The sequence below is a fragment of the Sphingobacterium sp. NGMCC 1.201703 genome (assembly GCF_047784615.1).
GTDB lineage: Bacteria > Bacteroidota > Bacteroidia > Sphingobacteriales > Sphingobacteriaceae > Sphingobacterium.
The window spans coordinates 635,512-649,484 of record NZ_JBLOHD010000004.1 but is presented as its reverse complement, the minus strand read 5'-3'; the positions used below and the strand labels follow the sequence as shown (position 1 = coordinate 649,484).

The 13,973-nt window shown below is 39.4% G+C and carries 13 protein-coding genes; 5 read left to right on the top strand and 8 right to left on the bottom strand.

Going from position 1 to position 13,973, the window contains the following annotated elements; genetic code table 11:
* Window positions 1–150: 150 nt before the first annotated feature.
* Entirely contained in the window at window positions 151–1,038 is an 888-nt protein-coding gene (locus ACK8HY_RS11060; protein WP_254846306.1) for a DUF4886 domain-containing protein, read from the top strand.
* A gap of 9 nt (window positions 1,039–1,047) precedes the next feature.
* Window positions 1,048–1,551: a DinB family protein gene (locus tag ACK8HY_RS11055; protein ID WP_416133666.1), complete on the top strand. Its 504-nt coding sequence runs from the start codon at window positions 1,048–1,050 to the stop codon at window positions 1,549–1,551.
* Between the two features lie 89 nt (window positions 1,552–1,640).
* Here the strand turns inward: ACK8HY_RS11055 and sucD are convergent, their stop codons facing one another.
* Both sucD and ACK8HY_RS11045 read right to left on the bottom strand, forming a co-directional pair.
* The gene (sucD, locus tag ACK8HY_RS11050) at window positions 1,641–2,513 is read right to left on the bottom strand and encodes a succinate--CoA ligase subunit alpha (protein WP_077438675.1); all 873 of its coding nucleotides are present in this window, start codon (window positions 2,511–2,513) and stop codon (window positions 1,641–1,643) included.
* Window positions 2,514–2,603: 90 nt separating this feature from the next.
* Window positions 2,604–3,137 carry an RNA methyltransferase gene (locus ACK8HY_RS11045; protein ID WP_416133665.1) on the bottom strand — a complete coding sequence of 178 codons (534 nt, stop codon included), beginning with the start codon at window positions 3,135–3,137 and terminating at the stop codon, window positions 2,604–2,606.
* Between the two features lie 113 nt (window positions 3,138–3,250).
* On the opposite strand from ACK8HY_RS11045, the gene rpsT reads away from it, so the two are divergent.
* Window positions 3,251–3,505 (top strand): 30S ribosomal protein S20, encoded by a 255-nt coding sequence (gene rpsT, locus ACK8HY_RS11040; RefSeq protein WP_046671646.1) that lies wholly within the window; start codon window positions 3,251–3,253, stop codon window positions 3,503–3,505.
* 138 nt (window positions 3,506–3,643) lie between these two features.
* Here rpsT and ACK8HY_RS11035 read toward each other — a convergent pair whose 3' ends face one another.
* On the bottom strand, window positions 3,644–4,495 hold the full coding sequence (locus ACK8HY_RS11035) for a DUF1080 domain-containing protein (protein ID WP_416133664.1): 852 nt from the start codon (window positions 4,493–4,495) through the stop codon (window positions 3,644–3,646).
* Window positions 4,496–4,534: 39 nt separating this feature from the next.
* Window positions 4,535–5,368 carry a helix-turn-helix transcriptional regulator gene (locus tag ACK8HY_RS11030; protein WP_077438678.1) on the bottom strand — a complete coding sequence of 278 codons (834 nt, stop codon included), beginning with the start codon at window positions 5,366–5,368 and terminating at the stop codon, window positions 4,535–4,537.
* A gap of 436 nt (window positions 5,369–5,804) precedes the next feature.
* Here ACK8HY_RS11030 and ACK8HY_RS11025 point away from each other — a divergent pair, with 436 nt between their 5' ends.
* Complete coding sequence (locus tag ACK8HY_RS11025) at window positions 5,805–7,298, top strand: succinate CoA transferase (RefSeq protein ID WP_077438679.1); 1,494 nt, start codon at window positions 5,805–5,807, stop codon at window positions 7,296–7,298.
* Between the two features lie 305 nt (window positions 7,299–7,603).
* Here the strand turns inward: ACK8HY_RS11025 and ACK8HY_RS11020 are convergent, their stop codons facing one another.
* The 4 genes from ACK8HY_RS11020 to ACK8HY_RS11005 form a co-directional block, all read right to left on the bottom strand.
* Window positions 7,604–8,323 (bottom strand): DNA alkylation repair protein, encoded by a 720-nt coding sequence (locus ACK8HY_RS11020; protein ID WP_416133663.1) that lies wholly within the window; start codon window positions 8,321–8,323, stop codon window positions 7,604–7,606.
* Window positions 8,324–8,340: 17 nt separating this feature from the next.
* Entirely contained in the window at window positions 8,341–8,838 is a 498-nt protein-coding gene (locus ACK8HY_RS11015; protein WP_077438680.1) for a DinB family protein, read from the bottom strand.
* Window positions 8,839–9,001: 163 nt separating this feature from the next.
* A complete protein-coding gene (locus ACK8HY_RS11010) occupies window positions 9,002–10,795 on the bottom strand; it encodes a cytochrome-c peroxidase (RefSeq protein ID WP_077438681.1) in 1,794 nt (597 codons plus the stop codon).
* Window positions 10,796–10,891: 96 nt separating this feature from the next.
* Window positions 10,892–12,370 (bottom strand): hypothetical protein, encoded by a 1,479-nt coding sequence (locus tag ACK8HY_RS11005; protein WP_416133662.1) that lies wholly within the window; start codon window positions 12,368–12,370, stop codon window positions 10,892–10,894.
* Between the two features lie 484 nt (window positions 12,371–12,854).
* Between ACK8HY_RS11005 and ACK8HY_RS11000 the strand changes: the two genes are divergently transcribed.
* A complete protein-coding gene (locus ACK8HY_RS11000; protein ID WP_416133661.1) occupies window positions 12,855–13,946 on the top strand; it encodes a S41 family peptidase in 1,092 nt (363 codons plus the stop codon).
* The last annotated feature ends 27 nt before the right edge of the window (window positions 13,947–13,973 follow it).

Here is a 13,973-nt window from a genome sequence, read left to right as displayed (position 1 = left end):
AGGTCGGTGCCTTTTTTTACACGGAAGCCCTTGCTGGAAACAGTCAAGGGCTTCTTTCGTTTGCATACTTTTGCTCCTGCTGTTTTTCCCATTATACAATTAGTAATTCTAAGAGATATTATCTAATTTAGTTATTACAGCAATGTATACATGATGAAAACTAAACAGATATCCTTACTCGGTATTTTACTCGTATTTTTCCTTATCAGCAATAGCCTAAAAGTGCAGGGACAGTCATTGGATGATGGTGTTCTGCGTATATTGGCCATCGGGAACAGTTTTTCGGAGGACGCGATTGAGCAGAATCTGTATGAATTGGCCAAAGCTGGAAAGAAAAAAATCGTAATTGGTAATCTCTATATCGGTGGTGCTCCATTGAGCTTGCATGTAAGTAATGCGAAGGAAGATAAGCCGGCTTATCGCTATCGGAAGATCAATTTGGAAGGGCATATGTCCGAGAAGGCAAACGAACGGCTATCAGAGGCTCTGGTTGACGAAGCTTGGGATTACATCAGTTTCCAGCAGGCGAGCCCGCTTTCAGGAGATTATGACTCCTATGCGAAAGATCTGCCACTTTTGTATGATTATGTCACAAAACATGTGAAGTATCCGGAGACGCACTATATATTGCATCAAACCTGGGCTTATCAAAATGGTTCGACACATGAAGGTTTTGTTCGCTATAACCGTGATCAGAATGCGATGTATACGGCCATTGTAAATACTTCTCAGGAAGTCTTTAACTGGGGGAATTTTCATGTATTGGTACCTTCGGGTACTGCTATCCAGAATGCACGGTCCAGCTATTTAGGCGATCAATTCACACGAGATGGCTATCATCTTAACCTTGATTATGGCCGTTTTGTTGCGGCCTGTACCTGGTACGAAGCGCTATTTAAAGAAAACGTTGTCAATAATGCTTTTTTGCCACTTAAAGTAAGCTATATTGAAGGACAGATAGCACGGGAGGCCGCACATCAAGCAGTGAGATCTCCTTATGGAGTCACTGTATTGAAGGATTTTCAATTAATGAAATAATATATTTATATGAGCATTAAAAAAAGCTATTTAATCGAATTGGATCACGAAACAAAAAATACCAGACGTATTTTGGATCGGATACCAAATGAAAAACTGGATTGGCGACCGCACGAAAAATCAATGACTTTAGGGGAGCTCGCAGCCCATGTTGTGGAGTTACATGGTTGGGTGTCTAAAGCGATACCAAAGGATGCATTTGATTTTAAGGTAGATTATCATCCACTGAAAGTATCTTCGGTAGAAGAACTGAAATTGATTCTTTCTGAAGGGTTAGAGACAAACAAAGCCGCCATAGAAAATATAGCAGAAGATGACTGGTATAAGGACTGGGTGTTAAAATCTGGAGATTATGAAATAGCACGTTTACCACGCGCTGGCGCCATACGTTTTATTGTTAATAACCATATTGTCCATCACCGTGGACAGCTGACTGTATATTTACGTTTACTCGGCATTCCGGTGCCCGGATTATACGGACCTTCGGCAGATGAACCAATGCCCAGTATATAATACCATTTTGAATATAGTATAGAAAAATAGATATAAAAATAAAGGGGATCAATTTGATCCCCTTTATTTTTATATGCTTGATTGCCTAATTATTTAGCCAATTCTTCAGCGATTGCTTTTCCGATCTCAGCTGGAGATTCAACTACACGGATACCACACTCACGCATGATTTTCATTTTTGCGGCAGCAGTATCATCAGCACCACCAACGATTGCACCAGCATGGCCCATACGACGTCCTGGAGGCGCTGTTTGACCAGCGATAAAACCTACAACAGGTTTAGTACCGTGTTCCTTGATCCAACGTGCAGCTTCAGCTTCCATTCCACCACCGATCTCGCCGATCATGATGATAGCTTCAGTTTCTGGGTCATTCATTAATAATTCAACAGCTTCTTTAGTTGTTGTACCGATGATAGGGTCACCACCGATTCCGATAGCTGTCGTGATTCCTAATCCAGCTTTTACAGTCTGATCTACTGCTTCATAAGTTAAAGTTCCCGATTTAGAAACAACACCTACGTTACCTTTTTTGAAGATAAATCCTGGCATAATACCGATTTTAGCTTCACCTGCAGTGATAATACCGGGGCAGTTAGGACCGATCAAACGAGATTTTTTGTCGCTCAAGTAAGATTTTACCTGGATCATGTCTTTTGTAGGGATACCCTCAGTAATACATACAATCACTTCGATACCCGCAGCGGCAGCTTCCATGATTGCATCTGCAGCAAATGCTGGAGGTACAAAGATAATAGAAACATTAGCTCCTGTAGCGTCTACTGCATCTTGAACAGTGTTGAATACAGGACGGTCTAAGTGTTGTTGACCACCTTTACCAGGAGTCACACCACCAACTACATTTGTTCCGTACTCAATCATTTGAGTCGCATGGTAAGTACCTTCGTTTCCAGTGAAACCTTGAACGATTACTTTTGAATCTTTATTAACTAATACACTCATTTCTTCTTTAAATTTTGCACACAAATCTACTATTTTGCTTTCTAAAATGGAAGTAATGTGGATACGAATATGACCTTTATTGATAAATTTTTAGTTCAGATTGCGTTTTTGGATAAAATCCCAAAGGATAATGCCAATTGCGACAGATACATTAAGCGAATGCTTGGTGCCATATTGAGGGATTTCGATACAACTGTCGATCTTTTCCATCACCGCTTCATCTACACCATTAACCTCATTTCCAAAAATTAACGCATACTTTTTATCCGACTTTGGCTCAAATTGATGTAACATGATACTATCATCGGCTTGTTCGATGGCAATGATTGTATAGCCTTCCAATTTTAGCTGCGTTACGACATCGGTCGTTTCTGTATGGTATTCCCAAGAAACAGATTGCGTTGCACCTAAAGCCGTTTTTTCGATTTCCCGGTGCGGCGGCGTTCCGGTAATACCACATAAATATATTTTTTCAATGGCAAATCCGTCGGCTGTTCGAAAGGCTGAACCTACGTTGTGCATACTGCGAACATTGTCCAAAACGATTGCAATAGGTGTTTTTTCTTGCTTTTTAAACGATTCAACGTCTGTACGTTGAAGTTCATCCATCGATAATTTTTGCATGTTGCAAATATACTAAACCTAAAAAATAAAATAGATTTTGAATATTGAAAATAAGGTGTTATTTTTGCAGTCCGAATTACAAGAAAAAATTGAATAAAAATTAGCTAAAAAAAATGGCAAATCATAAATCAGCGATCAAAAGAATTAGAGCAAACGCTACTAAACGTTTAAGAAACCGTTACCAAGCAAAAACTACTCGTAACGCGATTAAAAAATTACGTCACACAACTTCTGCAGAAGAAGCAAAAACATTGTTACCACGCGTAATTTCTATGCTTGATCGTTTGGCAAAGAAAAATGTGATCCACAAGAAAAAAGCTTCTAACAACAAATCTAAGTTAACTAAATTCGTTAACGGTTTAGCGTAAGCTTTCTGTATAGATATTGAGGGGTACAGCTCGCTGTATCCCTTTTCTTTATGTTATATACTTTGGATTTCTCTTTCCAAGCGAATAGTAATAAAAAAAGCATCGGTACTGATGCTTTTTTTATTTATCGTTGATAGATTATTGCTTTAAATTGGGTAACAATTCCGCAATGACCTTTTTCAATTTATTGGGATCCTTCATATAAGGTTCCAGATCATATAGCTCCACTTTTTTGAAATCGATCGGATGGCTTTCACTTTGTAGAGAAATAGTTCCTTTTTTCAATAACTGTCCGTCTTTTTTTACTGCAGGATCAAAATCGGTCACATTGCCTCCCCCGATTTGAGGTTTCGTATATTGCAATACCACTTTGTCTTCCATAATATGTTGTACAAGTGAATCACCCAATACCAGAAAATCAGCTGTTACCCATTGGTCTCCAGCATATGTCTTTGACGTTGAGCTGATGCAGTGTGGTGTAAATAGTTTGTTGTCGATAACGACGTTTGTTCCAGGGGTACACAGATTACTCGTTGTGCGTTCGTCTTTGCCATTACCTCCTAAGAGCTGGCCTTCGATAGATATGGGGAAATCTTGATCCACACCCATAGTTTTAGGATCTTGTCCATGTAGCATAGCCCCGCTGTTACGCCAGGCCCAGCCCTCACCTCCCGGTGCCTGTTCGCCTACAAAACGATAGGTGACACGTAATAAATAAGCAGAAAATTCTTTATCATAGAATAGATGGCCATATTGAAAATTGAAGTTGTCGTAACCATCATATCTGACTTTTAATAGACCATCTTCGACACGAAATGTGTTTTTGTAGTTATCACCAACCTTGTGATTTCGAATTTTAGGAGTCCAATTTTTTAAATCTTTCCCATTGAATAATTGAATGGGTTTAGGTTTTTTGTCTTGAGAATTGCCAAATACGGAAGTGCTGAGTAATAAAATTCCAGCACTATAGATAATATGTTTGAATTTCATCCTGAATTAGGTTTATTGACCTAAATTAGGGAAACATTTTTAAATAAGCAATTCTTTTTGCTTGACATACTCGCTGGGACGAATACCTACCACTTTATTGAATGTATTGCTAAATGTTGGTAAGCTATTATACCCAACTTTCAGAGCCACTTCATTGACACTTAGTTTTTCATCCAATAGTAACTTGAGCGCAGTCAACATTCTCAGGATGGTATAGTATTGGATAAATGACATATTCAATTCCTTCTGAAAGAGTCTTGCCAATGTGCGTTCGCTGATATTAAAGAGGCTTGCAAGTTTTTTGAAACTTACATTTTCTTCGATATTTTCTTCTAGGTAAGTAACAATGTCTTTTAATTTCTGATGGCTTGGATAAGGCAAAGCCAAAGGAAGTTCGTGCAACGATAACTCAGGTAGAATCAGTTTAAATGCAGTTGCCAAACTATATTTCGGTTCTTCTACTGGGAATATATTGCCATTCCAACGGTTGGTAAACATGATCAATTCAATTAATAGATCGTTTACAGGGTAGATCCCCATTTTGCTGTAGAATGCTGTATCATTATTCGTTTTTGGAAAATAAAGATTACGCATCACTACCTCAGGGGTGCTTGGATGAATACTGTGCTTGATTCCAGCAGGAATCCATAGATAATGCCGGGCAGGGAGAAAATATGATTTTTCATCTGTTTTTATAAAAACAACACCACCTTCTGTATATAAAAATTGATCCTTTTCATGGCAATGCTCAGTGATATGATTTTCTGCTATGATAGCGTGATGGCAATAGATGCTATCTTCAAATGAATCAACCTCTGTCATGTAATAGCGGTTGACATATTTCGCATCGCTCTTTGTATCTTGTATGTTCATTTTTCCTATAAAACTACGCCGCAAAGGTAAGACTTTTTTGCTAGACCTGACCGTATGGCGATTAAAGTGAGTGTATGCTTACAATAAAATTGCAATTAAATAGCAAGCGAGTTAGTATTTACTTACTTGAATTTTAATTTATTATTTATAAGTGACTGAAAATTAGGTTTATATGAAATTTGATTCTGTTTTCATGAAATAGCATGAAATATTTTTTTGGGGTATATTGTTGAAATACAGTTTGTTAATACTGGTTAGTCTCTATTGAATAATTTTGTGTCAAATGGTAATAAATTCACGCTAGAAAAAAGCGTTAAAATTGTTTGTTTTGGAGATGTTTACGGGAGCCAAATATCTTTCGAAATAGCAAGTGAAAATAGGTTTCAATTTCTTAAGTTTACATGAATAGCTTAAAAAAAATAAAATTATAGGGATTATGGCTTACGAAAGGATAAAAATTCAGAGCTTACACGATAAGGTTATTACAGCGACTGAAGCAGCGAAATTATTTAAGGACGGTATGGTTGTTGGGTCAAGCGGTTTCACTAAAGCTGGCGATAGCAAAGTTGTATTACCAGCTCTTGCTGAAAGAGCCAAAGAGGATCCTTTAAAAATAACATTGATTACAGGAGCTTCTTTAGGGCATGGTACAGACGGTAAGTTGGCTGAGGCTGGAGCCTTATCCAAACGGATGCCTTTTCAAGTAGATCGTACCCTCCGCAATAAGATCAATGCTGGAGACGTACTTTTTATTGATCAGCATTTAAGCGAGACGGCTGAACTGCTGCACAATAAAAATCTTCCACAAGTTGATATCGCTGTTTTGGAGGTTGCTGCGATCGAATCCGACGGTAGTATAGTTCCAACGACTTCGGTTGGAAATTCAGCTACCTTTGCCGCATTGGCAAAACAGGTGATTTTGGAAGTCAATACCGCTATACCGACCACGATTAAAGGGATACATGATATCTATCAGGCAGAGGACTATCCGCGCCGTAATGTGATCCCTATTGTAGCCCCTGAAAATAAAATTGGTCGAAAGACAATCCCATTGGATCCTAGTAAAATTGTGGGTATTGTATTTACCAATGAGTTGGATAGCCCGGCCGATATCGCCGAACCAGACGTCAAAACAACAGCAATAGCAAAGCATATATTGGCTTTTTTTGAAACTGAAGTGGAACTCGGACACCTATCCGAGAGTTTGATGCCTCTCCAGGCAGGCATTGGGAAAGTTGCCAATGCGGTACTGACAGGTTTTATCCATAGTAAATTCCATAATTTAACCATGTTTTCGGAGGTATTACAGGATAGTACATTTGACTTAATTGATGCAGGTAAACTGGATTTTGCGTCGGCTTCTTCCATTACTGTATCCGCAGAATGTTATTCACGTGTATTTGACCATTTGGACAAATACCGCGACAAGATCGTGTTGCGCCCCCAAAACATATCCAACACACCTGGATTGATCAAACGTTTGGGGATTATTGCGATTAATACAGCGATAGAATTTGACATTTATGGCAATGTAAACTCCACGCATACTTCAGGCACCAACATTATGAATGGAATAGGAGGCTCTGGAGATTTTGCACGGAATGCCTACTTAAGCATCTTTGTCACACAAGCAGCTTCTAAGGGCGACACGATTTCCCATATTGTTCCTATGGTATCTCATGTGGATCATACCGAGCATGATGTCGATATTTTGGTGACAGATTATGGTTTGGCTGATTTGCGAGGCTTGGCACCTCGCGAAAGAGCTAAGGTTATCATTGAAAATTGTGTACATCCGGATTTCAAAGCACAACTATTGGATTATTATAATCGTGCCTGTGAGCGGGGAGGACATACGCCACATTTATTGGAGGAAGCGTTCAGTTGGCATATCAACTTAAGAGAAAAGGGAACGATGAAGAAAGATTAATCGCACATATTGCAGCAATTAAAAAAGAATAGGGCTACTGAGGATTCAGTTAGCTCTATTCTCTTTTAATTTGGATCTATCCTCCCAGGGGTTCGTTTCAGATATTTTATAATTTGGGACTCGCCTTTATTTTTCTGACAGTGTTAATATTAAAACAATTATTCTGCTCACTGTTTTGTTTTAACCCTTCAATTCCCAATAGGGGCAGTTGTTACTTTTCAAGACCTTTTCGCTAATCCAATTGTATTGGCACTTTTGAAATATTTACATACGTTTACCTATTCGTGAGACTTTCTTGCTGTTATCTATAATGATTTTGCTACTTTGTTCCGATTGAGACCGATGATAATTTTCGTCCGAAACCATTGCTTAGTTTCTGGCGACTCAATCTGTTTTCTGTAGCGTTCTATGATTGTAGGATGGAATTTAGCGATGGTTTTGGCACCCCAACCGATTCCTTTTTTGACATGGAAATCCGTCGCATCAGATAGCGAAAGTAAAAGCCCGAACATTGTTTCCGTAAATTTTGGTGAAAGACCTTTCTTTACCGCGTAATGTGTCGCTACCCCGATCGTACGGACAATCCATTTGTCTGAATAATTGGTCAATTGTTCTAATAAAGGTACTGTTTTTTCAGGGAATGTCAAGAGCGCATGTCCAAGGGCACGTTCACCTACGATATCGCATATATACCATTGATCTCCGATGACAATATACGTACAAGCTCTTTGGATCGACTGTTCAAGATGTAAAGGCAGACGTAGTTGCAAGATTATGCCTGCAATAACATAACTTCCCATTTCGTTCGTCGCGACCAGTGTATCCGTAAAGGCCAACTGTTCATTTTCAGGTATCCATAATGCCATTTCCATTGCTGCGAATTCCAAAAGGGGAAAGCTAACTTTCTTTTTCAATAACCCTTCATGTATTGCCATAAGGAGTGCATTTTGCCCTTGATGTTTCCAACAGAATTTTGCCTGCTCCAGAATCTCTCTGACACGGACCTTACTGGTGATCTTTTCCATTGGCACTATTTGATCCATTATTCTTGGTCTTTATAGATATTCCAGAAATTGTAATCCGTCATTGGCGCATCCGTTATACCGATATTGCGGCCCATCGTGACGATCTGTCCGCGATGATAGGTACCATGGATAATCAAATGCTGAATATACTCATATTTCGAAAAATCACACTGAAACCAAGGCGATTCTACTTTGACATTTTTTTCCAAATCCTCTTCAGACAAGCCTTCTACATATTCAAGTATAGTTTGCGAACTCTCCCTAATGGCGTCAAAGATATCTTCTTTTTTACTGAATACTTTTTCAAAATCAAAATCATTACGTTCCGAAATATGGCTCCACCAATACTCCTGTGTCTGCCAGATATGGTGCAATGTTTTTAAGATCGTCGGAAAGCTCGATGGGACTTCTTGATTGAGTTGCTCATCTGACTTGGTACCTAACCAATCCAGATACTTGTTGACTACCCAGTTGTTGTATTGTACGCTTTTGATGATTAATGTTTTTAAGCTCATAATTTTTGGTTTATAGTTTTGTAAATCTTTTTAAACTTTTTACGTAAATATAAATTTTTCCGGTTAGATTTTTTTATTTACCATAATACGCCAGTTCCGATCGATAGAAATCCTGATCGGGATGCTGGCCTATCCGGTTAATTGGGTTCAATTCTTTTGTATTTTAGTCATCCAGTGCTTTCAAAAAAGCGATGATCTTTGCTGTTTCTTTTTCGGTCAACCCCAGACTATCAGTGGGAAGAGTCTGGTTGTCGAGTTTAAACCCGAACTGTTGACCACCGCCTTTGTTGTAAAAGTCCATAACCTGCTCCAAGGTCGTATATCCTCCATTATGCATGTAAGGGGCGGTTTTGGTAATATTACGTATGGTAGGTGTCTTGAATGCATATTGCAGCTGCGATACGGTAGCATGATAGCGGCCTCTTCCACGATCAGGATCCAGCATATGGTTTCGGTAGTCTGTGGCGATTCCGAGTACTTCAGATTCGGTCTTTGCGTATTCTGGTGGTACAGTTCCATTAAATAATGGTACAAAATGGCAGGTCGCACATTTAGCCTTTCCAACAAACAGGTTGAAACCCTCTTTTTCCTGGGAAGTCAATAACTGTGATTCACCACGCATATAACGATCAAAGCGCGAACTAAATTTCGCGAGTGAACGGACATAACTGGCCAGTACATTTTGTAATTGCCAGACAGCAATAGTATCACTTTTAAAGATCTTTTGAAATTCTCCGATATAAGTTTTGTGCTGATTCAGACGTCTGGCAATTTGATCCATATTGCCATGCATTTCATCCTTATTGGTAATGACATCCATACTTTGTCCTTCAAGATCTTCGCTGCGCATATCCCAGAACTGCCCATGCTGATAGTTGCTGTAGGAGAGGGCGGGGGTATTCCGATCCATTTTGGCTCCAGACATAGTCGTTGGTACCTTGAGCCCATCGGTAAAAGCTTTCTCCGGATGGTGACAGGAAACACAAGAGCGGCTCCCATTACCAGAAAGAATATTGTCTCTGAATAGTTTTGCCCCCAAAGTTACTTTCCCTGTGTTCATCATATGTCGGTCGGATGGGACAAAAAAATCAGGGTTAAAGGCATTTTTACTGAATAGATTGGAAGCTTCGGGCGAAATCGGATGACTAACGTTTAAGTATGGGATATTCTCCAGTTTCCGAAATTTAAACAGTGCATCAGCTATTTTATTGAGATGCTGATCCATAAAATTGAGGTAATCAAATTGATCTTTGGGAGTACCTTCGCCTAATTTTTCGTTGGCTATTTTGATTAAGTTCTGCACGGTATCAATTTCTTTCGGATGATTGACCTGACCTTGGATTTGGTCAAGAACAGCGGCAATGCCATTTAAGGCGTCTATCGACTCTACCAAACCTCTGCCCGATACCGGTGTGTCAAAACCTGTGATCCCCAGTGTGGTGATACGGAATACCTGATTACGTAAGGCCTCTATTAACTGCGGAAGCGAGAGGGAGTTGACTTCAAAATAGGTGTCAATAGCCAGGGATTTGCTTTTCAGCTTCTTTAAGAAAATAAGTGTCTGCTGTTTTTCTGCACTATTGTAGTTTGGATAGAAATACTCTTCCAGGGTCTGTAGGCCCTCAGCTTCGATAACGGTATTTTCTTCCAGTTCGATTTCGTCTAAATTTGGCCCATTTAAAAAGCGGGCGGTCGTTGGCATAAAATAGGCAACTGCCCATTCCATGGATTTGTAGGTCGAGCGCAGACTGTCAAAACCCGATTGCAATACTTTCTCATCCAGATCCTGCTCTACACGCAAGATCTGATCATTAATCCGTTTGTCAAATTGCTTATTGATCGCTAATACCGTTTGTCTGACCTCTTTTAGATCTTGTGGATCTGAATCCTGATTTCCCTTGCACATGATAGCCAGCATGACAACAGCAAGCAGGCCTACAACCATCCAATATTTCATTTATTTTTATCTTTTTTACTCCGATAAAATAATAATAAGGGTATCCTTTCGTGTGAAAGGGATACCCTTATTGCATATTCGTACTTTTATTTCGTGTTAGCGCTGAACATTACGAATGAGGACAACCTGTCCGCCTTCCTTATTGCTGATTACTTTAGAACCATCTGCGTTTTCAAATTTATCATCCTGCCATGTATGTGAGTGGATATTCACCGCAAATGTATTTGGGATACCAACCAAGTTCGATACATCGGTCATAGCACCAAATTCCCACGAACCAAATTTACCTAGTTTACCACTTTGATTATATTTGTTCTGCCAATCCGTATTATTGCGTTCATGTTTCATGTTTAACCAAGGCTTATATGTTTTGTTGGCCATGTTGTATTGCCAGATGTAAGAGTCATGTTTCGCATCGGAGTAATAAGAATCTCCATCTTCCTGGATGTAAACAAAGTTTTCCGTCACGCAGAGGTTATCTGGATTGATCAGGTTTTGTCCTGGATCAGAATCTCCTTCAGCAATAACTTCAAGCTGGCCTTTAAGCATATTTTTTGCATCCAGATTAAGTTTGTACACACGTCCCCACATGGTAAACCCTTCTGTTGGTTTTACGCCGTCGCTAGACTGTCCGGTGGCTGTGAAATAGAGTTCACGCCCCTTACCGGCCCCTTTTCGGTAATCCACATCTTCCACTCTGGAGAATCGGATTGCTTTATTGTCCAGGTTCTGTTTATTGATTTCTTTACCCGTCAGATCTTTTGCATTTGGGATTTCAACAAATTCCACAGCATAAGATTCCCCTTTTTTCATGTTCATCTCGGTGATATCATTGTTGCTGCGTTTTAAGGCGTATAACTTTCCGTTATCGAGATCACCCTGTTTGTCGGATACATAAAGTATCAATTGCCCAGCAGATTGGTGGCCTGAACTATAGGATTGGTCCTCACCGATAATAATGTATGTTTTGCCATTGGAGATATCTTTCGGAAGAGGAACCGCATTTTCCATGGAAGCTTTTCCTAAGGCCGGTTTTACGCGATTTTTATCCGAGCGCAAGGCCACCGAAGATAAAGGATCCAATTGATGGACCATACTTTCTTCGCCAGATTCCCCTGCTGTCAGGAAAGCGGAAAAACCATGTTCCTCAGGGGTAGCAAGGGTGGCCGAACAAAGTCTTGTGCTACCACCGGTACCATCCATAATGTATTCGCCTTTTATCGGTTTGAAATTCTTATCCAGATACAGACGGGATACTGACTGTGTGATTTCATGATTACAGATCATCAGAAAACCGTCTGAGTTTGGATCCTTCATAAATCCAGCACCATCAGGCTGGCCTGCAAAAACAAAGTCAGGCGCTCCGGTGAGTACATCCGAACTTGAAATCAAGGTTGTAATATTCAAATTCTCAAAGCCAGGCATACCATAGACAAAGGCTGGTTCTTTTGAATAGTTTTCCAACTTTGCAACAGGTGGTTTTTGCTCACCTTCGTCTATTTTGGTATTGTCCTTACAGCCGGCCAATGTAACTGACAATAATATCGTCAGGATAGTAATGTGGTTTCTTCTCATGCAACAAATGTAGTTTTGGTATGTTAGCTGCAGATTAATTATTTTTTAAATAAGGAATTCTTCAGCAGGTAATAGATCTTATTGTATTGTCTCTTTTATGTTTTATGTTAAGAATTGGGTATAACAAGGCTGTTCTCTTAAGCTTTAAGGGCTCTAGGTTACTAGAAAGGGCATCAAAATCGTTTTTCTTGGGACAATTAGCCTTCTTAACCTTACTATATTATAGCGTACCTATAGCGGGATGAAGAATATTTTTAATGCGTACCAATATGATTTTGATACAGGTAAAATCGGGATAGCAATTATATTTATGGCCCTAATATGCCCCGAACTTTCTTTGTTGGGGTAAAGATAAAGACTCGCTAATTAAATGGACCAGCGTATTAAACTGGATCTGTGCGAAATATTTCAATCTTGTTACGCTTCGGGGAATATTTTTAAACTAATTTAGTGCTATCTCATTGGAGGGATAATTATTAACCAGATGCAAAAGAAAATACTACTTTTTTTACTCGTTTTAACCGTTTTTTTTGTCCGGTCCTATGCCCAGGTCTCATCGGTGAGCCAGCTTGCCAATGCATTTTTAGATACTGTCGAGCGGCATGCTTATAATAAATCGTTGATCAAATGGGATTCTATCCGGCCACTTTTTATTGAACAGGCAAAGACGATATCAGATATCAATGGATTAGCTCCTCATTTTAGGAGGATCATACGTCAGTTGAAAGATGGTCATTCGGCCCTTTATTTTGAAAAGGCTGATCGAAATCAGGCGGCTGAAAAGGAGCTATTTAAGAAGATGGCCGGCATGACAGATAAGGAAGCCGACTTTCCACCCAAGATTTTTAGTCACTTTATGACCAAAGACCATTATGCCTATATTCGGGTCCCAGAGGTCCTTTACGAACAGCGAAAGTATGTAGATACAATTGGAGTACAGCTAAAAGCCTTAGATGCGCAGGATCCCAAAGCATGGATTATTGACCTGACAGATAATAATGGTGGAAGTATATTTCCCATGGTCTGGCATTTTGCAGACTTAATAGATGTCGACAGCACTTATTCGACTGTAGATAGGACGGGGGCTGAAGATAAACAGAAGGTGCGGATGCGTGATCTAAATGATCAGGATCAAAAATGGGCCAAGTTATTTGACCTGGAATACGATAAAGTGCCACCGGTTGATATTAAAAATAAGAATGTACCTATCGTTTTATTGGTTAGTGAAGTTACTTCAAGTTCAGGTGAATTTTTTATTACACATTTCAAAGGTCAAAAGAATGTGACTATCATAGGGCAAATGACAAGTGGTCAGACCTCTGCCAATGATCAATTTCCTGTCGGGCATAACTATATGATTAATCTAACAACAGCGGTATTAAAAGACCGAACTGGAAAGATTTACGAAATTGGAGAAGGCATTAATCCCGATATTCCTATCGTTATTGATTTTGCTAAAGTGATGGGGGGAACTGAAATACGTGATTCCAGTCAGCTTCGCAAGGCTGTAAAAGCGGCAAATCCGATATATATTCAACAGGCTATTGATTATTTAAAAAAACAGCATAAAAAATAAACAAAAAATCCTGCATGGACATAGCGC